The organism is Paenibacillus contaminans (assembly GCF_003285015.1).
Classification (GTDB): Bacteria; Bacillota; Bacilli; order Paenibacillales; family NBRC-103111; genus Paenibacillus_V; species Paenibacillus_V contaminans.
In genome coordinates this window covers 58,348-80,473 of sequence record NZ_QMFB01000009.1, presented here as the reverse complement: position 1 = coordinate 80,473, position 22,126 = coordinate 58,348, and the positions used below count along the sequence as shown (strand labels likewise).

Below are 22,126 nucleotides of genomic sequence, written 5' to 3'. Positions count from 1 at the left end.
CGTTTCGAATACATATGTTACGTCCGATCCCCATTACTGCTTTTAGGATGAGCTTTCAGCCAAGCCAAAATATCGTCCAGCGTGCGCACCGGCACGATCTGCAAATCCGAAGCGCCCAGCCTCGCCGCTTCCTCCTGCCCTGCCGGCACGAAAAATACGTCCGCACCGGAGCGGCGTACCGTATATGCCTTCTGCTCGATGCCCCCGATCTTGCCGATCGAACCGTCGGGCTCGATCGTACCCGTACCCGCGATGCGGTTCCCGTTCGTCACGCCGCCCGGCGTCAGCTGATCGATAAGCGTCAGCGCCAGCATCGCCCCATGCGACGGGCCTCCTTCATGCAGCAAATAGTCGCGGTAGTTTACCTTTTTCGGCACGTCGTACGCCAGCTCGTCCTGCACCTGGATCCCGAACGCCGCCCGTTTGGCATCGTCCGGATTCGCGCGGGTGTTTGCGTCTGCCGTTACTTTTTTGCCGTCGCGAAGCACCGTTACCGACACGGCTTGCCCAGGCTCCGTTCCGCTCATCCGTTCTTGCAGCTCCTGCAGCGAAGAAACGGCCTTTCCGTCCACCTCGACGATAATATCGCCCGCCTTCAATACGCCTTGAACGGGGCTGTCTTTCATAACGGCTACGATGCGTACGCCTTTCGAGGTTACGCCGCTGCCGATTCCGAGCTTGCCGAAGGCGATGGCGCTGCCTACCGTATTGGCGTCCTGCTTCATCACGCGCACAAGGTCGTCGTACTCGCCGAGCGTCATGCCCAAATCCTCGCGCGGCTTGAACTCGTAATGGGGAAACAGCTTCGCATAAAGCCAGTCAGCCGGAAAAGCCGGCCGTTCGAACACAAGAACTCCCGCAATGCTCGTGTGGCCCGTGCCGCCTTCGACCTGCACGTACCGGTTCATATTCATCGTCAAACCCGGATACGTGACCATATAAGACGTAGGCCAAAATAAACCGGCGAGCAGCGCAATCGCAGCCAATGCCGTCAGCAGGCTGTTACGGGGGAAGCGGCGAATGCTCCGCTCGCTCCAAATCATATCGGCGAATAGGAGCAGCCATGCCGCGCCGAACAGGCCAAGCGACCAAACCAACCGCGTCGGCGCGAAAATAATCGCCGCAGCTGCAGCTGCGCTGACAAGGGCAACCGCCAAGCAGCGAAGAACGGCCCAGCGGTCGGTTCCGCCCGGCGTCCAGCTTCCCCAGCTGGCTGTACGCGGCCGGATCGCCCGGCTCGCTTCAAATAAGCCCATGATAGCGGCAATCAGCCAGATGCAAGGTACGGCAGCGACCAAATAAACCAGCAAGTCGATCGCATCGATCCAAAACAACTGGCCGCCAAGCCGAAACGGATCCGGCAGCCATATAAGCTCGCCAAGTACGAACAAAAGAAAAGCCAACGCCATGCCGATTATGTATAAACGCTGTTTATGCCCCAAGCTCCTGCAGCTCCTTTTTGGCGATTCCCCTGCATCGCCGGAGACGTTTCGCCGTTATGGTTAGGGTCGTTATTTTGAGCCCGATTATTCATCTTGAACGCTAAATAAGGCCTGTGATAACATTCTCTGCCGAACGGGCAAAATCCTTTTACAGCAAAAAGAAGAGGCTGTCCTTCGGTCAATGCGACCTGAAGAGAGCCTCTCCCGATAGTTTACAGCTGCGCCGTTTTATTGATCCGCTTGCCGACGCTTTTCCCGCCGCCCATTAAGGTCATGATGGCCGGAAGCAGGATGCCGCGTACGAGGAACGTATCCATCAGAATGCCGAGCGCCATCGTCAAGCCGAATAAGAACAGCTCCTGCAGCGGCTGGGTGATCAACACGCAGAAGGTAGCGGCAAGAATAAGGCCGGCCGATGAAATCACCCCACCGGTCAAAGCCACGCCTCTGCGCACGGCCTCCTTCCATTCCATTTGCCTTGCTTCCTCGCGAATTCGCGAAACAAGCATAATGTTATAATCCACCCCGAGCGCCACGAGGAAAACAAACGTGTATACCGGCAGCCGGTAGCTGATCGCATCGTAGCCGAGACCATAATGGAAGATCAGCCAGCCGAGTCCCATAGTCGCTGTATAAGACAGCAGAATCGTAGCGATCATAAGCAGGGAAAGCCGGACGGAGCGCGTTTGCAGCAGCAGCATTAGGGTAATAAATACCGAAATCAGCGAGAAAATGACAATCGTATCGCGTCCGTTCATATCGCTGACGTCAACCTGCTCTGCCGTTTGTCCGGCGAAATGCATATGGAAATCGGCGGTTGAAAGCCCGCTCCCGGCAAGCAGCGCTTCGCTATTCTCGCGCAATGCCTTCATGGCGTCGAGCGCGGATTGATCATACGGATTATCCGCCGTAATAAGCTGAAGCTTTATTGCACGTTTATCCGCGGATAAGAAATTTCTAGGCAGCGCGGTATCTGCCTTGGCAAAATCGGGCTTGATTTCGGGCGTAACCGAATCGACGCCCGTTTGGCCGTCCAGCTCGCCGGCAAGCTTCGTCAGGTTGCGAACGAAGGCTTCATCCATCGTGATCTCTTTATCCGATTCGAGAATAACCGATACCGGCGCAAGCTGGCCTTTCGGAAACTTCTGCTCCAGCAGCTCGTAGCCTTTACGGGACGAGATATCGTCCGGGAACGACTTCATCAAATTAAACGAGAAGCTCATCGTGCCGAAGTTGACGGATAGTCCAATGAGCATAGCCAATAGTACGCTCGCGGGAATGACGGGACGCTTGACGACGAACGCGGCGATCGCGTGCCAAACGCCCGATTTTTGCGGCTTCCCGGCCGTTTCCGGCTTCGGTGCGAACGGCCAGAACGCTTTGCGTCCGAGCAGCGCGAATACCGCAGGAATAAGTGTCAGTCCGCCGAGCAAAATAACGGCCATGGCGATCGAAAACACCGGCGCAAAATGATGATACGGCTTAAATACGGCCGCGAACAGCGTCAGCATGGCCATCAGCACCGTGCCGCCGCTGAACAGGATCGGCTCGCCCACATGCGTCATCGCTTCGCGCATCGCGTCGTATTTGCCGCCTCCCTTGCGCAGCTCCTCCCTATATCTGGAGAACACGAACAAACAATAGTCCGTCAAAACGGCAAAAAGCAAAATCATCATAATCGAGAGCGACTGCTTGTCGATCAAAAACCATCCGTTCTTGCCCGCCAAGCCGATCAAACGATCGACCGCCTGATAAACGACTCCGGCTATGAGCAGCGGGATGACCGCCAAAAGCGGCGAACGGTATATGATAATGAGAATGACCAGAATCAAGCCGATCGTCGCAAACATAAGCACGAAATCGGCGTTTTTGAACAGATTGGTCGTATCCGCGGCAATTCCGGCAGGCCCCGTTATTTCCGTTTGCATGCCGTCCATGCCGATCTGCGCGATCCCTTCGCGAAGCTGCTCGATCGTATCGTACAGTTGATCGGAGGCGAGATCCTTCTTCAAGCTGACGGGAAAGATGAGCGTCGTCTTGTCCTGCGAAAACATTTGATCCTGCACGGCTTCCGGCAGCTGGTGAAAAGGCAGTGAGCCGGCTACCTGCTCCGGCTTCCCGTCCGAGGCGAGCCACTTGCTAAATGCTGCAATCTTGGCCCGCTGCTCGGCGCCCGACGCGTCCTTGCCGCTAAACACGACCAAAGCGGGCAGTCCTTCATTCGACGGAAAACGCTCGTTCATGATTTGTGCCGCCACAGCGGACGGTTTATCGTCGTGAATGCTTCCTTCTCCGGCGCTGACGGCGAATTTTTTGGCCGCAGGCGCTGCGCCGCTCAGAGCAATAATGGCCGCAAGCCAGCCGATCAGGACGATTTTGGCTCCCTTCGGGCTGCCCGTCCAGCCGGTTATTTTATTAATGAATCGCATCATGCACGCTCATCCTCCTGTCGCAATTTCTCTTCTCTCCCGTATCGTAGAAAAGAAATATGAACAAGTGATGAACGGCATATTACAAATCGGCGCGAATAACCTTACGAGTTTGGCAGACGAACCGTAAACGCCGTCCCTTCCCCAAGCCTGCTGCGGACTTCAACCGTTCCTCCGTGAACCTGCACGATTTTGTGAACGATCGAAAGTCCGAGGCCGCTGCCGGAACGGGTTCGGTTTCGCGCTTTGTCCGCTTTGTAGAAGCGGTCGAATATATGGAGCAGCTCCGCCTCCGGAATACCGGCTCCGTTATCGCGGACGGTCACCGCCATTTCCCGGCCGACGTTCATCTCGATAGAAACCGAGCCGCCGCGCTCCGAAAATTTAATGGCGTTAGCGATTAAATTGAGCCATACCTGGTGCAGCAGCTGTTTATCGGCCGTCACGTCGGCTTCAGGAAGCTCAAGCTCCACCGCCATCTCTTTTTCCCGCAGCTGCCACTCCGATACGAGCACGACCTGGCGAATTTGCTCGTCCAGCCGGAACGTCGTTTTTTTGACGGCGCCGCTGTCCTTGTCGAGCGCGGCAAGCGTCAGCAGCTGCTTGCCGAGCAGCGACAACCGCCTGCTTTCCTCCTCGATGATGGCCAAATATCGCCGGCGTTCTTCCCCCGTCACTTCATCCTCGCGGGCGGCTTGAGCAAAGCCCTGAATCGAGGTCAGCGGCGATTGAATTTCATGTGAGACGTTCGCGACGAACGTTTGCCGCATCTCGTCGAGCTTTTGCAGCGCTTCCGCCATCTGCGTGAAATGACGAGCCATATTCCCGAGTTCATCGCGCCTCGCCACATCAAGCTTGATGTCGTAGTCGCCCTCCGCGATTTTCCGGGTGGCAGCCGTCAGCTGCTTAACGGGCTTAACGATAAACCGCGTTAACACGAAAATAAACGCAATGCTGCAAACGAACGTCAACCCAAGCAGAAGCGCCGCGATAATCCGTACCTCTCCAAGCTGCTGCTCCAAATCGGGGCGGACGAATACGGCAACCCGCTGGCCGCCTGCATCGAACGGCAGCCCGACGCTGTTGCGCAAGCTGTTTTCAAAAAGGCCGATGACCGAAAGCCGGTGCGGCTCCTCGATCATGCCGTCATACGTGCCCCCGTCCAGCACCCGGGCTACAATGGCGGGATCGATTTCCGTCCGTTTGAACGGGGAGCCGTAAGCTTCCGCTTGTCCGTCGGCCTTTACCGCATACAGCTGGAAGCCGAGATTCGCAATATGCCGGAAATAATCGCCTTCGTCAAGTCCCGGCATCCGTCCGTATAAAGAGCGGATTTCCTCCGCAATATGGCGGATTTTATGCTCATTGTAATCGCGGATTTTCGACTGGTAGTACAGGTTGGTTCCGAACAGCCCCAATACGGCGCTGACGAAGGCGATGAGGATAAACGTCAAGGCGATGCGTACATATAGCGTCTTCATTCGCCCGTAACCTCGAGCTTATAACCGAGCCCGCGCACGGTAACGATCGCGAAATCGCGGGACTTGTCCAGAAACCGCTCGCGCAGCCTCTTGATATGTACGTCGACCGTGCGGCTGTCGCCGTCGTAATCCGCGCCCCAGATCGCATCGATCAATTGCAAACGGGTGAACGTCCGGTTCGGGAACGAGGCCAGATGCGCCAGCAGCTCGAATTCCTTCAGCGGCAGCTGAACCGCCTCGCCCGCGACGCGAACCTCGTAGCTTTTGCGGTCGATAACCGTTTCGTTCAGCCGGATCGTCTCCGAGGATACCGACTGGTAGCGGCGCAGCAGCGCCTTCACCCGGAACAGCAGCTCCTTCGGCTCGAACGGTTTGACGAGATAATCGTCCGTTCCCGCGAGGAAGCCTTTCTCCTTGTCTTCGAGCTCCCCGCGCGCGGTCAGCAAAATAACCGGAATATCGTAATGGTCGCGAATTTCCCGGCATAACGCGAGTCCGTCCTTTACCGGCATCATAATATCGACGACCGCCAGACGAACTTCCTCGCGCTCGAGCAGGCGCAGCGCCTCCCCGCCGTCGGCGGCCTCGTAAACCCCATAGTGCTCCCTGCGCAAATAAAAACGCAGCAGCTCCAAAATATGCGGATCGTCATCTGCGATCAATATGTTCGTTTTCACGGCGCAACCGCCCTTCGTTCATTCTGCTCCCATCATAGCAAAGCGGGCGCGCCAGGGACAAATCCGGCCGTCCCAAAAGGGGGCAACAAGGGAATCAGCCCCGAAAGATATGCAAAGACGCCTCCAAAACCACTGTTTATGCGGAGATGGAAGCGTCTTTTTTCAAAATATAAATATGTTTCACCTAATTCGGTCGGCAGACCGTATGTGCGGGAAGGCTCCCTATAAAATCTCCGAGCCGACTACTCCGTCTCCGTGAGCTTTGACAAGCGGCTTTTCGCGCGCGCCGGAAGCTTCGACAACGGGCCAGACCTTGCGGTATTCTCCCTGGATCAGTCCCATCAAGTCAAGCGGGAGAGGAACGAAGCCGATCCGATCCGCCGGACTCCCCGCCGCAAGGCGGTAATCGTCGCGCTCCGGCGAGGACAGCAGAGGGTCCGCCTCTACGCTGCCTGCATCATGGCCCTGCTGCCGCCATTCCTCGCTGCTCCGTTGCTCTTTTTGATCCATCCAATTAATCTTGACGTCGGGTGCGCTGTTCGGATACCAGAACAAATTGCTCTCCCAACTATTTTTCTCCACGTCCAGCGTCTGCTGCGAGCCGGAATCGGCATTGTCTGCCTTCTCTTCCCTGCCCGCATTATCAAACCGATAAGCAAAGGCATGCCGCCCTTCGGACCATAAAATATTGCGGCGAAACACGTTGTTTCTGAGCGCATTGCCTGTCGTGCCTAGGTGGTGATATTCCTTATCCGCTTCCCATCTGCGGAAATAGGCACCTTCGCCCGTTGTTTGCAGGAGCATGTTATTCTCCACGACATTATTCTGGCCGGCATGAACATAAACGCCCGCTCTGGGCGTACGATAGGTCAAATTGCCGTAGACTTCGACGCCGCTCGTCCAATCGTCCAGATAAATGCCGAACGCAAAGGCCGGGGAATGCCAGACGCCGTCCGAGTAGTGGTAGCCGAGAATGTCGTGAATCCTGTTAAACCGGATTTTCGTGCCTCTCATCGACCAGTCCCGATCCACCAAATAGATGGCCGCCGTATCGCTCGTTTCGATGTTCACATGGCGGATGTGATTATATTCGATGAAATTGTCGTTGCCGCGCGACGTAATTCCCCATCTCGGCCCGTCATGAATGTAATTGTGGCGGACGGCGATTCCGACGCCGTTGATGGATATGCCGGCCGAGCTTTTCTGGTACACGCCGATATGGTGGATATAGTTGTTTGCCGCTTCGTGGCCGCAAGGCTTATACCACCCGCGGAACGGGTATCGCATGCCGCCGGACATATAAATGCCGTGGTTGCCTGTCTCGTAAACGTCGCAATCTCGCACTTCGCATTGTGCGCCGCCGATCACAAGAACGCCGACCGCTCCCGTATTGCGAACCGTGCAGCCGAGCAGCTTGACGCCGCGTGCGTTGCGGACGTAAGCGGCGCAGCCGTCGCAGCCGTCCAGCGTGATTCCCTGGAAGCTCGTATAACCGAGCTTGATGTCTTCCGGATTTTGCATCAGCCGCATGGACAAATCCCGGTCAACCCAATTCAGCTTCTCGATGTAAGGATCGACGTCCGAGTCCGCAGGGCCGCGCACTTCGATAATATGCTCGCAGACCGGCACGGTAATGACGGCCTCCCGCCAATTATCGTCGGGAGGATAGAAATAAAGCGTCTCGTTCTGCTCGTCCAAATACCATTCTCCGGGAGCGTCAAGCTCCTCCGCCACGTTGTAGACGTAGAAGCGGTCCCCGGGATATATTTCGTAGCTGGCGTCTTTGCCCAGCTTCAACTCGCCGGTTTCCGGGTTGAAAGCCGTTATGGGCAGCCTGTCATTAATCCAGTTATAGCGGGGATAAATGAACACTTCCGCCTTATCCAGACCAGTCCACTTTTTGCCCTTCAAGCCGGAGCATACCAGCGTATCCTTCGTGCCATGCCCGTTCTCGTACATCGGAACCGGATCTCCGTCGACATAAAGCCAGCCGCCACCGTACGGATTTTCGTGATCGAAGTTCGGATAACGCGCGACCGCTTGACGGACGCCGTTATAGAACAATTGCCGGAAGGCATGGCCGCTATGGCCGGACTTTCGCAAATCCAGGCGCAGCGTCTTTCCTTGCCAAGGCTCGAACTGCGTTAGCCGGAATCCGCCGGCCAGTACGACCTCGCCGTCTCCCGCGGCGGCATAGGTAACGGGCGTGTCCGCCGTTCCGAGATCCTCGAGCCCGAAAACCAGCGGCTCGGCTATTTCATATAAGCCTCCGTGAATAAGCACCTTGGCGGGACCGCCCAACCGGCGCTCCAGGCGCAAACGGCGCAGCACATCGCGGGCTGCCGCAAGCGTAGCCAGCGGCCCGTCGGTGCCGTCGCGATTCGGCTCGGCAAGGCGTCCGCTCCAGCCGTCGCTGCCGTCCGCCGAGACATGCAGCGTAAGAAACGTATGATTGATCGAGTCCATTTCTTTTCCTCCCCGTCATTATGAGCAACGTTACTTCAAACCCTCGCCCGCCTTCTCCGCTCGTATCCCGGAATGGGACCTTCGATGAACGGAAAAGGACGGCCGTTTCCGCAAATCTTATTCGGGTTGATCTTCGCCTAATCCCGCTCTCTGCCTTGGATCTCCGAAAAGGGAGCTGCGGCTTGGCTCCAGGGCGTTTCATAGCTCGGTTGATTGACATAACGCCTCATCCCCAAACACAGCCCGACGCCTGCCCCTGCGGCCAATTCGACGAGCAGCCGCTTGCCCCGACACTCCAAGGATTCAAGATGCGAACCCTCATCCGTCAGCTTCTCGGCGCTTGTAAATTCATGCTCGCCGAATACGCCGGCCTGAACGATAACCTTCTGCGGCTTCAAGTCCATATTGACCAGCCGCAGAGTGACGGAATCGGCGGCCAGCCGCTCCACCAGTGCGGCGACTCCTTGCGGCAGTCCAGGGCGCTTCTCCGCCGCGTCGAAATAACGTACCCGGGCATGCTGCAGCCCTCCGTGATACACATGCATCGGACCGCCCATCGTAAGCTGCGCCAAGCCTTCGATGATAACCGGCGTCAGCTCCTGCCATTGATGTATGGTCAAGGAGGCCTGGGACAGCGCCGTAAGCTCGGGAGCGAATTCAGGCGAACGGATTTTGCCGAGTTGCTCCTGAACCATGGCGTAATTCGCCCTGAGAATGTCGACCGGGTAATCGGGGTTGCGGCCGCGAATATAACGAAACCACTGCGCCGTATTGCCGTTATAGCCCATGTGGCCTCCGTTCGTTCTCTGCCCGTAGCTGCGGTGGCGGCGGTCGATCGTATTGAAGCTGGCGTCCGACCAGTCCCGCTCCGCTCTGGCCGCGTCTTCTTCCTCCATCGTCATATTCCATAAATAGATGGCATACATCGGATGCGGGATACGGTAATCCCGCCAGCCGTCGTCGTAGTGGCGGCTCGGCACAAGCAGCTGCCCGTCTTCCCGTTTGCCGAGCGCTCGCAGCATATCGATTTGCGAACGGGCCAAATCCAGATGAGCGACGTCCCCGGTCATCAGAGCGGCGTTGCTGCCCGCAATGATGAGCGGCTCCAAAATCGTCATCGCGCCGTGCGGCCAGCGCCACCCGTAATAGCCGCCCCACCATTTGCCGTCGTTATATTCGCCGATCTCGCCCGATAGGCCGATATTATCGGGAACGACGCCTCCGTTACGCGCCGTTCGTTCCTTCCAGACGTCCAAATATTGGACGACCCAATCCCGGTAGCGCGCTTCGCCCGTGTACAGATAAGCGTGGGTCATCATGCCCGTTGCGGTCAAATTGAGCGGAACGTCTCCTCGCGCTTGCCGCATGTTGATACGGGCAAGTATTTCCCGGTAAGTCCCGTCATCCGACCACGGGCAGACGGTTCCGTTCCCATCCACGCCCGGGATGTCCTCGAACGGGGGCAAGTATTCGTCCAATATTTCCCGGTGCGTCTCCCAATCCTCCGCCGTCTGATGGAATCGGGGTCCTTTGCTTCCCGTAATCGGCGAACGGATCAATTTTTTCTCCTTGTCGTAGTTCGGCGCATCCGGGTGATCCCCCAAGTACAGCCCGGCAAACTTGGCCGCCCTCTGACGGTCCTTGAGGACATGAGGATCGGCCAAGCCGAAGAAGTAGAAAAACAAGTAACCTTCGCCGTGATGCATCCAATCGTAATAAGCATCGAACTCGTCGTGAATTTGCCCGTATTGCGTCCACTGCCAAGTAATCGCTTCCCAAATTTCCCGCGATATCCGGTATACCTCCGGGCTCCCTCCGAGAGCATAAAGCAGCGGAAAGTTCATAAAGCCCTCGTACGGGTCGTCCGAGCCGTCCATGCCGGGCCAGACATCCCGCCAGATGAGCGTACGGTCTTCGCGGGTATAGCGGGCGACAAACTCCAGAGCGGCCTTGTTCATCGTGTCCAGCAGCAGCCGCTGAAGCAGCGCCCACTCAGGGGGCGGACATGCTTCATGTACCGTTATCGTCGGCATTGTACCCATTTCGGTTCCATCGGTCATTTTCTCAGGTCCTCCGGGCTCTATCTCCACTCGCCCAAGAAGGGCAAGCCGGCGATCGAGGTAATATTCATTTCATTTAAACCGGTAGCGCCAGGCATCAGGAAGATGCCTTCGTCGGTTTTCAGGAAATTCGGCAACCCGGCAAAGCCGTAAGCTGCAGGCAAGGCGCGCTCGCCGCCGACCCAATCCATATCGCGGCCGAACACTGCGGCATCCTTCCGGCCGAGCAGGCGGAATACTTGCTGCCAGTAATAATCGGTTACCGCCCAGTGCTCGCCTTGCTCGACCCACAAGCATTGGTCGCCGAGCAGCACGGACATTTTGGCATGAGGGACAAATAACGCTTCGGCAATGTCTCCGCTTGCTCCGTGCCGGGAGAGAAGGTAGAACAAATCATGCGCATGCCAGGCCGAGCTCGGAACGACGTCCACTTCGCTCTGCCACCCCGTCGCCGCTGCGAAATAACCTCTCGGATTCTGATAGCGTTCATAGGTATCGTCGCAGTCGTCCAACAACCTGCCCAATTCTTCATCCGGACGATGCTGCATATAGCGCAGTACGCCATATAAGGAAGTGCCCATTCCGGCAATCAGCATCGGGCCGTTGATTTTTTTCCATTGCGTGCCGGAGAACAGCCACGTCCGGTGAATGCGTCTGCAGCCGTTGCCGTCGTACCAGGAGGAACGGGCAAGATGCCTGCACAAGCCGCCCGCATGCTGCAAATAGCGCTCATGGCCGAACATTTCGTAAGCCAGCACCAGCGGCGCAATCAGCAGTCCGTAGTATTCGGCCGGCTCCGTGCTCGACGCATTTCCTTGGTAGCGATAGCTGGCTTCGCACAACGCATCGGGCAGTCCGGCGATCCGAAAGCTCTCGATCATGCAGTCAAGCTGCTCTATAAGCTTAGGCTGCCAGCGCTCTTCCTTGAATACTTTCTGGTACTGCAGCTTCGCCCAGAGCCGGGCGTACTCCTGATTGCTGATCTTGCTTCCGCTCGAAAACGGATACATAACATCGCAGCAGTTCATCGTGCTTACAATCGCGGCGCGAATCCGCTCCATCGTCCCGGCCGGAAGCCAGTTCTCTCCATATTCCGCCGCCAAACCGAGTGCCACGTTGGGCAGCATATTGTGAATCAAGCCGGACTTCAACGTTTCGCCCATCTGGAAACCGATATGCGCATATTGGCCGTCGTCCATCATTCGCGTCGTTTGGAATTGCAGAAGCCGCAGCACGGTATCTTCCAGCCGCGCATCGCGCCGGTTCTTCAGCGCCAGGCACAATGCCGGAATCGTCAGGCTGGCCCAGGTGCTGTGGCCGCTTGTGAAGTCCGCCCAGCGATACGGGTTGGACCCCCATACGGAATGATTGTGAAATCCGTTGATCGCGCCGTCCTCCTGTACCCAGGACAACAGCCAGTTGCCCAATGCGCCTATATTCGCGCTCATGTTGCGCCTCCTTCTTTCGCATAGCGCTTCTCCCGGCGTACGGTGTGCGCTGCTTCATGGCGTTCGGTCAGCCGCAACACGCCGCTACCAGAACAACTCGGATTGTCCGCGCCATTTGGCCACCGCTTCCGCGAAGAAGTAATCGCCATATATATGGGGAACGTTCACGCAAGATTTGCGCGGGAAATTCGCCGTGCCTTTGAGCAGCAAGCCTTCCTCCTCTTCATCCCAAGCGCTGTAGTGATCGTCCAGCGCCTTCAGAATTTTAACGGCTGCGTTGTAATAAAATTGCTGCTCGGCTTCAGGGACCAATGCGCTGATCTCCAGCAACCCGCTGGCCGCAATTGCGGAAGAAGTGGAGTCGTATCCCATATCGTCAACGAGAGGGGCGCGAAAATCCCAGTAAGGCACGCCATCCTCGGGCAAATGCGCGAGAAAAAAATGAGCGGACCGCTTGGCGGCCTGCAAATACGCGTCGTCCCGCAAGTAGCGGCAGCTGAGCGCCATGCCGTACAAGGCCCAGGCGGTGCCGCGCGCCCAGGCGGATTCCGGCGCGAAGCCTTGGCCGCCGCGGGCTCCCACGCGCTCTCCCGTCTCCGGATCGAAGCATACGATATGATAGGCGGAGCCGTCGGGGCGGAGAAATTCGCGCAAAGCCGTATCCGCGTGCGCTTTGGCGACATGCCTGAAGCGCGGGTCTGCGGTCGTGGCGCTGGCCCAGTAGAGCAGCGGCAAATTCATCATACAGTCGATGATCGCCCAGCCGGGTTCGTCCGGCTCGTTCCAGGCGCGGATGAACCGGCCCGCGGCATTGAAGCGTCCCATCAGGTGACTCGCGGCAATTAGCCCGCGGCGCCGGGAAACCTCCGTGCCCAGCAGCTTGTGCTGCGCGACGGCCGTCAGGCTCCACATGAAGCCTACGTCGTGATGAAGCTCGTCATATGCCAGCAGCGGCACGTCCATCTGCTCTTCGCAGGAGACGGCGATGTCTTTCAGTCGTTCGTCTTTGGTGTCCCGGTATATGAGCCAAAGCAGACCCGGCCAGAAGCCGGCCGTCCACCAGTGGGGCGGATGGGCGTCATATTGCCCGTTTACCGAAACATACGGAAAGGTCGCCCCGATTCGGGTACTCGTTCGACTCACTTTGTCGACGATTTTGTCCCAAATCATATCTTGCCGAAGTTGATCTGCAGAACCATTCAAGGGATAACCTCCTCATCCGGCATCCTTAGGCTAAACCCCATAAACGTCTTGTAGAATTTAGCGCCCGGAGTTTATGAATAATCGATCAGTATCTCATCTATCCAAGGACAAACGCCTACCGGCGTCTTTGACGCTGGCGTTTACCGAGATTTAGAGCCTTATACTTTCTGATAAATCAAGGATAAACGGCATCGCTGTCCTCTAAGGACAGGCGCGTTTACCGGGAAGTCGAACAATTAGCGGAGGATATACTTTCTGCCCTGAAATAACGATATTTTCATTCATCAGCGGTGCCGCAAAGCGGCATGGAAGTCTGAGACTTCAAAATAACGACTGCCCCTCAAACAAGGAAAACACAAGCGCCTCATGCTCTTCCGGCAATCCTACGCCGTCGCAATAGCTCGCGTTGAGCAGCAGGGAGGCAACCGACGTCGTGCCGGTGAGCGTCACCGCGATGTCGGGGCAGGTCAGGCTGAAGCGCATCGCCGGCTCGATCAGCCCTTTGGGCCCGGGTTTGCGCAGGAAGTCCAGCTGCCGCTTCTTGTCCTCGGCTTTTGCCAGAAGCTCCGGATTTTTGTTGAGAAACGGCGCAGGGCGATCCGCCAAAATGCCCATGGCCAGCACGCTTCCGTTAATAACGCCGACCCCCCGCTCCCGAGCCGAGGGCAGCAATTCGTCCTTCGCCGTATGATCAAGCAAGTTGTAGCGCATGAACGTCTGCACGGTGTCGGTATTGCCTGCCTGCACGAACGGCAGCAGCAGCCCGAGCGCGCCCGCATTGACGCCGAACGCTCTGACCTTGCCTTGCTCCCGCAGCTTCAGGAATGCCGGAAGCACGTCTTCGACAGCTTGCTCCCAAGAGGTGCTCTCCAATTCATGCAGTTGAATCAAATCCACATAATCGGTTTGCAGACGAGTCAGACTGTCTTCCACGGATTTCATAACGTTGCCGTAAGTATAGGCATCCCCGCGCATAACCGCCTTGGTCGCCAGTATGACGGCATCGCGTCTGCCGCGCAGGGCGAGACCGATCCGCCTTTCGCTTTCTCCCCGTCCATAAAGCGGGGCGGTGTCGATAAAGTTGATTCCGGCATCCAACGCGGCATGGACGACGGCGATGACTTCATCGTCCGTTGTCCCTCCGAAATCGCCGCCCAGCGGCGCGCCGCCAAGCCCCAGCTTCGACACTTTAAAGCCGGTTTTTCCCAATGTCGTATATTGCACGATGTACCGCTCCTAACGTTTATTTCATTTCGACGGGCTTGCCGGTTTCCGCAGATTGCACCGCGACATAAATCATTCGCAGAACAGGATATAGGGCATCAATAGTTAACTCGGTCAGCCGCTTATCCCGCCAGGCGGCAATATACTCGTTCACGGTACCTTTGCGCAGTTCGTATGGATAAGGAACTTCGGCTTCAAGCGTCTCCGATTTCTCCGGATTTCCATCGCAGCCATTGTCCAAACGCACGGTCAGCGTCAATACGCCGTCGCACAGCTCCAGCGTTCCCCGGCTGCCCTCGATCCGAAAGTTACCCAGCCAGGAGCTGGTTTTCCCCCGCGCGGACCAGGAAGCGTGATACGTCAACTGGCAGCCTGATTCGCTTTGCGCCAAGAGGGACACGACGTTCGGCGAAGCTTCCAAAGACCACTCCGGGCAAACGGAGGTGGCGTAAACCGTGTTGAACGGCTCCAAGCCGACTAGATAGTGGATGACACCCAGATGATGATACGTCAGGTCTTCGAGCATCACATGATCGTAAGCTTTCATCCAAGGCGCGTCGACGACCGGCCTGTAACAGGTCCAGACGATCTGACCGATCCGCCCCAATTGTCCGCTATCGATGACCTGTTTCGCCTTCTCCACCAATCCGTCGAATCGATAGGCTTCCCCTACGCCGATTTGTCTGCCGAGACTGCGGCTCCATTGCAGCAGCCGGGCGCCGTCCTGCCGGTCAGCCAGCCTAGGCTTCTCGAGGAAAAGATCGTAGCCTTGCCGGAGAACGGTTTCAACGGCAGTCAAACAGGTCTTGCCTGCGGGAGGCGTGACCATCGTGACCAGGTCGGGCTCCAGAGCAGCCAGCGCCTCGGCAATATCCGCGAACAGGGGAATGCGCCAGGACTCCACCTGTGCGGCCAGACTGCCGGATGGCGGGACGGACGGCGAACCGGGCGGCGCAGCTTTCGCTTCCTCATATAAATCGACAAGCCCGACGACCGACACATCCGCGCGCTCCAGCCACAACGTCACCCAATGCGGCGATACGCCCAGACATAATACGGCAGTCTTCCGAGGACCGGCCGATTGCACTTCACTCATCGCATCATCACCTTTATGCACACGTTTGATTATGCATACAGAATAACGCGAATGCGGCTCGCTTATTGCGGCTGGGATGTGCTAAAATGCGGCTATATTGATCTCTTGTGAAGGCGGAGGATTAATTTGAAGCTGATCAACGATCTTAATTTGCTGCACGAACCTCTCCAGCTCAAATTCAGTTTTACGACTTTGTCCGGCTTTCCGGGTTATTTTCACGCCCATCAAGGCATCGAAATTTTGTATGTTCACTCCGGCGCGGGAGACGTGCTGCTCAATCGGCAAATGTACGAGATCCGGGATCATACGCTGTTGATTTTTCAGCCTTACCAATTGCACAGGATTCGTATGAACGCAACTCCTGAGAAGCCGTATACCCGCAGCAAATTTATGATCGAGCCTTCTTTTCTGGACGAAAAGATGAGCTTTGCCCCGGAGCTGAGCGAGTTTTTCCGCAGCATATGGAAACGGGAAATCTTGCAGCCTGTCCTGTACGGAATGAACGCGAGCCCGCGCTTCGCTGCCTTGATGGAGGATTACCGGGAGCGGTTCCGTTCTATGAACGGAGCGGGGCGGCAGGAGGCTTCCATTCTGTTCTGTCTGGAATTTTTTCATCTGCTGAAGCACGGCTGGGAGCAGGAGCTGTTCGGTGCAAAAGAAGGCGCCCACTTGCGCGAGTCCCACCATGCGGAAATCATCATCGGCTGGCTGGAGGCGCATCTGCATGAGCCTCTGCGGCTGGATCAGCTGGCACAGGACTTGCACTTGTCGAAGCATCATCTTTCCCGGCTGTTCAAGCGCGCCACCGGCAGCACCATTTCGGAATTCCTAAATATACTGCGGGCTCAGAAGGCTTGCAGGCTGCTGGAAACATCCGTTTTATCCGTCGAACAGATCGCACAGAAGGTCGGAGTTTCCGATACGTCGTATTTCTGCGAAATCTTTAAACGCTTCATGGGGCAGACACCCTTGCAATACCGGCTCGGCTTGTACAAGCGTACTTCGGAGAAGCCTGTTTCTTCGGTTTAGATGATGTAAATTGGAATAGTCAAAATTACTTGCGGCTAAAATCACTCCTGGCAAGAGAAACTCGGACGGTCGCAGCCGACAGGCTTTATCTAACTGTATTCCTGTTAACCTGTATGATTTTTCATATAGCTTCTTCGAAACTAACGCTGAATGATGAATTCGGTATGATTTTTCATATAGGTTCGTTGAAATTAACACTGAATGACGAATTCTATATGATTTTTCATATAGATTCGATGTTAACTCTGCATGATGAATTCCATATGATTTTTCACATAGATTCGCCGATATTAACGCTGAATGACGAATTCCATATGATTTTTCATATAGGTTCTTCGAAACTAACGCTGAATGACGAATTCTATATGATTTTTCATATAGATTTGCCGGTATTAGCGGTAAATGGTACAACTTTCATAAAAATCTTACGGTGACAATAGCCCCTTTCTAGCAGAGGGGGGGCCATTTGACGTTCACGAAGCTTGATATGCAAAAGTTTACCTCCGTCAAATCCGGTAAATGATCGGCATGCCGGTTGTACATCTGACGACATTCCCCAAGATAGTCGGCAACACACCCTTCATTCCAAATATACAGTTGGCATTTAACCGCGTTAAGCATCACCGGAACCCGCTCTCTCTGCATGAACGCTCGCGTTCCAGATCTGTATTGTCATCTGCTGTCGGACTGGATATAATGAATTTGTGAATGGTACACTTCTAAATATTTATAACTATGGTGTCTAAACTTCAAAAAGGAACGATAACATGGAGACGATTCGCAGTCATATTCGCAAAGCATTCGACAGCTTAACGGCAAGTCAAAGGAAGGTAGCGAAGTTTATTCTTGAGGACCCGAGCCGGATCGCACTGCTCTCGGCCAAGGAAGTCGGCGCGTTTACCGGTACGAGCGAGACGACCGTCATCCGCTTCAGCGTCGTGATCGGTTTTACCGGCTACGGCATGCTGCAGAAAGAGATCCACAATGCGCTTCTTGAGGAACGCAAATCCAGCAATCCTATCAGCAGGCTGGGGACTACGGCTGCAAGCGACCCGACGGATGCGGCCGCATACATCGCTCATCGTACGAGCTTGAACGCCGCGAACGTCGAGCGTACGCTGGCGGAGCTCAGCCCGGCGGCGCTGGAGCAAGCGGTGGAGCTCATCCGCTCCGCATCGCATATTGCGGTAATCGGTTTGCGTGCTTCGTTCGCACCGGCCCACTGGCTGACGTATTCGCTGAACATTCTTCGCGGCAACGCCACCCTGTACCATGGCGGTATGGAAGACGGGAATTATATGCTGTCCCGGATACAGCCCGGCTGGCTGGTGATCGCAATTTCATTCCCGAGATATATGCGCGAGACTCACGAGTTCGTAAAAGAAGCAAAACGCCGCTCCGCTCAGGTCATCGCGATAACGGACGATGCCCTATCTCCGCTGGCGCTGCTGGCGGATCAGCTGCTGAAGGTGGAGATAGAATCCGGTCAGCCGGTCACGCTGCAGGGGATGCCGGCCGTATTCGCTCTGCTGAACACGCTGACCGGATTCCTGACTGTGAGGGACCACCGGCAGGTGCAGCAGCGGCTCGACCAAGAGCAGGCGCTCGGCGAACGCTCCTTCTATTTTGTGAATCCGATTGATGAGGGTTGAACGGGACGCCCGGTGTAAGGCTGATTTTAATGACTGGAGGAATAATCGAGTGGAGCAACTAACCTACCGCTCTGTAACGCAATATGACGAGCTGCGGCAGCTTTCGGAGCTGCAAGGCACAACCTGGCCCAGCGAGATGTTTACCTCCGCCGCCCAGATGAAGGCGGCTGTGCTGCATGGCGGATCGGTAATCGCCGTATATGACGACGGCAAACCGGCGGGTTTCTGCTATGGCTTCTCTGCTTATGACGGCAAGGAGCCTTATTTGCATTCGCACATGATGGTCGTGCACCCCGATTACCGCAATCGGGGATTGGGCACCAGGTTGAAGCTGGAGCAGCGTTTGTGGGCGATCGAACGCGGTTATTCGGCGATCACCTGGACCTACGATCCGTTTCAGCTTCGCAACGGCTTCTTGAATGTGTGTAAGCTCGGCGGGTCGGTAAACGTATACATGCATGCTGTGTACGGCACCGATCGGCATGAGGATCCGAGCGACCGGTTCCTTGTACGGTGGGAGCTCGCTTCTCCCCGGGTACGCGCGGCAATCCGCGGCGAATACGCGGCGGACCGGCGATGGACGGGCTACTCCGTACTGCTTGGAGATGTTGAAAAGCATGACGTTCACCCGCCAGGGCTCGAGCGGAATTTCAACGGTGAAGGCTATTTACTGGCAGTGCCGCGGGATGCGGCCAAGATCAAGGAGCGCGATCCGGCCGTTATAGCAGCCTGGAAGCAGCGTTTGCGCGAGCTGTGCGAGCAAGCGTTCAGCCGCAGCTATCGCATCGTCGGCTTGCTTCCCGGCGACGATGCGATAAGTTATTACGTTCTGGAAGGGGAACAAAAACGGTGACCGCTACGGTGTGGAAAGAACGGATCAAACGCTGGACAGCCGACCATGCCGCGGAAGTGGAGCGGATGTTTACGGAGCTGCACGAGCTGGCTGAGATCGGCTGGCAGGAGCATCGCACCACCGCGTATATATGCAGCCGGCTGACCGCAATCGGCCTGGATACCCGAACATTCGCCGATCATACCGGAATGATCGGCGCCTGGTGCGGTTCAGGCAGTAATCCGGACGCCCACCCAATCGGCAAGCCCGAACAAATTAAGCCGAACGACGGTTCAGCCCCCGGTCGTACCGTCGCGCTGCGCGCCGATATGGATGCGCTTTGGCAGTCGGTGAACGGACAGTGGCGGGCCAATCATTCCTGCGGTCATGACGCTCATATGACGATGGTGTTTTCCGCCATCCGCTGCTTGAAGGAGATCGGGTTCCGAATACCGGCGGGAGAACTATTGGCCGTTTTTCAGCCGGCCGAAGAAACGGCGGAGGGGGCGAAGACGCTGCTGCGCTCCGGCATGCTGGATACGGTAGACTGCATGGTCGGCATTCATCTGCGGCCCCAAAAGGAGCTATCGCTGGGACGTGCATCAAGCGCGATTTATCATGGCGGCGTAGCTCATGTACGCGGCCGGATCAAAGGTCGGCAAGCCCATGCCGCCCGGCCCGAAGACGGAATCAATGCGATTGAGACGCTGGCTGCGATCGTCACGGCCGTCAAAGCCATTCGGAATGACCCGGCAAACGGCGGGTCCTGCAAAGTAACGACAGTGCGGGTGCCGAACGAAAGCGTGAACGTGATCCCGGACGATGCGGCGTTCACGGTCGACATCCGCGCCTCGACGCATGAGGAGCTTGTGCGGCTTGCGGAGCGCGTACGGCAAGCGGCTGCAGAGGCCGGGGCCGCAAGCGGAGCCGAAGTGGAGACGGACTGGGCGATCTTGGCGGCGCCCGCAATACCGAATGCCGATATGGAGCGTATCGTCGGCCTAGCCATCGTCGAGATGCTCGGAGAGGAAGGACTGGCCGGTCCGGTCGTTACGCCGGGAGCGGAAGATTTTCATTTTTACCCGATGGAGCGCAGGTCGCTAAAGGCGACGATGATTGGCTTGGGCAGCGGTCTGACGCCGGGGCTGCATCATCCGGACATGACTTTCGATCATACCGCGCTGCGTACAGGCACGGCGATCTTAGCTATGACAGTTATTCAGCTATTCGAGGAGGAATGGTAAGGTTGGATATTCAGACCGTCACATTGCGGCATATAAGCATGCCTTTGTTAAACCCTTTCACAACGAGCTTCGGCACATTGCATGAAAGAGAATTTATTGCCGTCGAGGTGACGGATTCGGAAGGAAGATCCGGCTGGGGCGAGTCGGTCGCATTCGTCGAGCCTTCTTATAATGAAGAGACGCTCAAGGGCAATTGGCATCTGCTTGAGAAGTTTCTGATCCCTTTGCTGCGCCAGGCGAAAATCGGGCATCCGTCCGGGCTGGCCGACCTGTTCAGCCGCATTCGCGGCAACCGGATGGCCAAGGCGGCGCTGGAGACCGCTTGCTGGGATCTTTATGCCAAGCGGCAAAATTTGCCGCTTGCCGCCGTCATCGGCGGTACGAAAGCCTCGATCGAGGTCGGAGTAAGCATCGGCATCAAATCGTCGCTGGAACAATTGCTGGATACGATCGGCCGGCGGATCGATGACGGCTACAAGCGGATCAAAATTAAGATCAAGCCGGGCTGGGATATCGGCATCGTCGACGGCGTGCGGCGGAAGTATCCCGATATCCCGCTGATGGTTGACGCCAACTCCGCTTATACGCTCGCCGATACGGAGCATCTCCGGCAATTGGACGACTATCGGTTGATGATGATCGAGCAGCCGCTGGCGTATGACGATCTGGTGGACCATCGCGAATTGCAGCGGCAGCTGCGAACGCCTATCTGTCTGGACGAGAGCATTCACTCGGCCGACGACGCGCGGAAAGCGATCGAGCTTGGCAGCTGCCGGATTATCAATATCAAGACAGGACGCGTCGGCGGTCTGACGGAGGCAATCAAGCTGCATAATCTTTGCGCGGAACGGCAAATCCCCGTATGGTGCGGCGGCATGCTCGAATCGGGCATCGGCCGGGCGCATAATATCGCATTGTCTGCGTTAAGCAATTTCACATTGCCCGGAGATACGGCTGCTTCGTCGAATTACTGGGAAGAGGACATTGTCGATCCGATGGTGACCATGCGCGACGGGCAAATTTCCGTGCCGGACGGTCCGGGCATCGGCTACGGCATCAATTTGGAACGGCTCGCCAAATATACGCTATATCGGGAACAGTTTCCTGTGTAGCCGCGCGAGCGCAAGCCATATTCAAGCGGGAGGCTGAAAGCATGTTCCCCAAAGAATCGTCGCTTCCATCCTTGCGGTTTTCGTCGGCCTGTCGATCTTGCTGCTTATGTCAAGGCTCGTGTATGTACCGCTGAAAAGTTTGATCGGCAGCCTCCAGACGCTTCATTCCCGTTTGGAGAAAACGAGTCTGCTCAAGCTGATTCACGGGGATTCGGAAGATGCCGGAACAAACCCGTACGTCGAACATTCCCGATTCGACGCCGTTTATCCGGCTCCGTTCGGGAGCATTTCAACCGGAGATGTTCGGAAGCCGCTTCCGCTCGGTCAGATTGCAGAGCTCCGCAGGTTATGTGCCGGGCCTGATTCTCGGGCGGGCGCGGCCAAGCGGCGCCGATAAGGCCGGGCGAGAGTTCGTCGATATGGCCAAAGCTCGCGCGATCTACCCGGCGGATACGACGATCCATACCGGAGTGAACGCCGCACAGGCCAAGGAAACGTTTCGCCAGGCGATATTGGCGGATTAGCCGCCGGTTTCCAGTATCGGCCGACTTTCCCCTCGCCCCCTCGCCGGAACGCGAGAAACCGGCGACATGCTAACTGGAAAACATACAGGTAATTTTGCGAATATGGCTCGTTTCACGGATCTTAATGGAAAACCTACAGCTAATTCTAGCGAAATCACCTAAAAACGAAACGATGGGCAAAATTAGCTGTAGGTTTTCCAGCTAAGT

Annotated in this window: 16 protein-coding genes; 6 read left to right on the top strand and 10 right to left on the bottom strand. The window is 56.5% G+C overall.

The features are described 5' to 3' along the window. Positions 1 to 17: 17 nt before the first annotated feature. The 10 genes from DQG23_RS16635 to DQG23_RS16590 form a co-directional block, all read right to left on the bottom strand. A complete protein-coding gene (locus DQG23_RS16635; protein ID WP_113031994.1) occupies positions 18 to 1,442 on the bottom strand; it encodes a YlbL family protein in 1,425 nt (474 codons plus the stop codon). Between the two features lie 212 nt (positions 1,443 to 1,654). Continuing rightward, the gene (locus DQG23_RS16630) at positions 1,655 to 3,874 is read right to left on the bottom strand and encodes an MMPL family transporter (protein WP_113031993.1); all 2,220 of its coding nucleotides are present in this window, start codon (positions 3,872 to 3,874) and stop codon (positions 1,655 to 1,657) included. A gap of 101 nt (positions 3,875 to 3,975) precedes the next feature. Then, positions 3,976 to 5,352, bottom strand: a complete 1,377-nt coding sequence (locus tag DQG23_RS16625) for a sensor histidine kinase (protein WP_113031992.1) — start codon at positions 5,350 to 5,352, stop codon at positions 3,976 to 3,978. Further along, on the bottom strand, positions 5,349 to 6,029 hold the full coding sequence (locus tag DQG23_RS16620; protein ID WP_113031991.1) for a response regulator transcription factor: 681 nt from the start codon (positions 6,027 to 6,029) through the stop codon (positions 5,349 to 5,351). Before DQG23_RS16620 ends, DQG23_RS16625 begins: the two co-directional genes overlap by 4 nt. Positions 6,030 to 6,251: 222 nt before the next feature. After that, positions 6,252 to 8,495 (bottom strand): right-handed parallel beta-helix repeat-containing protein, encoded by a 2,244-nt coding sequence (locus tag DQG23_RS16615; protein ID WP_113031990.1) that lies wholly within the window; start codon positions 8,493 to 8,495, stop codon positions 6,252 to 6,254. A gap of 137 nt (positions 8,496 to 8,632) precedes the next feature. Next, entirely contained in the window at positions 8,633 to 10,555 is a 1,923-nt protein-coding gene (locus DQG23_RS16610; RefSeq protein ID WP_113031989.1) for a DUF8034 domain-containing protein, read from the bottom strand. 20 nt (positions 10,556 to 10,575) lie between these two features. Then, entirely contained in the window at positions 10,576 to 12,003 is a 1,428-nt protein-coding gene (locus tag DQG23_RS16605; RefSeq protein WP_113031988.1) for a hypothetical protein, read from the bottom strand. Positions 12,004 to 12,087: 84 nt separating this feature from the next. Beyond that, positions 12,088 to 13,206: a glycoside hydrolase family 88 protein gene (locus tag DQG23_RS16600; protein WP_337589404.1), complete on the bottom strand. Its 1,119-nt coding sequence runs from the start codon at positions 13,204 to 13,206 to the stop codon at positions 12,088 to 12,090. 321 nt (positions 13,207 to 13,527) lie between these two features. After that, positions 13,528 to 14,430: an aldo/keto reductase gene (locus DQG23_RS16595; protein ID WP_113031987.1), complete on the bottom strand. Its 903-nt coding sequence runs from the start codon at positions 14,428 to 14,430 to the stop codon at positions 13,528 to 13,530. 19 nt (positions 14,431 to 14,449) lie between these two features. Continuing rightward, the gene (locus tag DQG23_RS16590; protein WP_113031986.1) at positions 14,450 to 15,526 is read right to left on the bottom strand and encodes a Gfo/Idh/MocA family protein; all 1,077 of its coding nucleotides are present in this window, start codon (positions 15,524 to 15,526) and stop codon (positions 14,450 to 14,452) included. 126 nt (positions 15,527 to 15,652) lie between these two features. On the opposite strand from DQG23_RS16590, the gene DQG23_RS16585 reads away from it, so the two are divergent. The 6 genes from DQG23_RS16585 (at position 15,653) to DQG23_RS16555 (ending at position 21,919) form a co-directional block, all read left to right on the top strand. Next, complete coding sequence (locus DQG23_RS16585) at positions 15,653 to 16,555, top strand: AraC family transcriptional regulator (protein ID WP_113031985.1); 903 nt, start codon at positions 15,653 to 15,655, stop codon at positions 16,553 to 16,555. A 767-nt stretch (positions 16,556 to 17,322) separates the two neighbouring features. Continuing rightward, entirely contained in the window at positions 17,323 to 18,207 is an 885-nt protein-coding gene (locus DQG23_RS16575) for a MurR/RpiR family transcriptional regulator (protein WP_113031983.1), read from the top strand. 49 nt (positions 18,208 to 18,256) lie between these two features. Further along, complete coding sequence (locus DQG23_RS16570) at positions 18,257 to 19,060, top strand: GNAT family N-acetyltransferase (protein WP_158560557.1); 804 nt, start codon at positions 18,257 to 18,259, stop codon at positions 19,058 to 19,060. Next, positions 19,057 to 20,283 (top strand): amidohydrolase, encoded by a 1,227-nt coding sequence (locus DQG23_RS16565; RefSeq protein WP_113031981.1) that lies wholly within the window; start codon positions 19,057 to 19,059, stop codon positions 20,281 to 20,283. The genes DQG23_RS16570 and DQG23_RS16565 overlap by 4 nt, the downstream gene beginning before the upstream one ends. 2 nt (positions 20,284 to 20,285) lie before the next feature. Beyond that, positions 20,286 to 21,395, top strand: a complete 1,110-nt coding sequence (gene menC / locus DQG23_RS16560) for an o-succinylbenzoate synthase (protein ID WP_192894601.1) — start codon at positions 20,286 to 20,288, stop codon at positions 21,393 to 21,395. 218 nt (positions 21,396 to 21,613) lie between these two features. Beyond that, the gene (locus tag DQG23_RS16555) at positions 21,614 to 21,919 is read left to right on the top strand and encodes a hypothetical protein (protein ID WP_113031979.1); all 306 of its coding nucleotides are present in this window, start codon (positions 21,614 to 21,616) and stop codon (positions 21,917 to 21,919) included. Positions 21,920 to 22,126 lie beyond the last annotated feature (207 nt).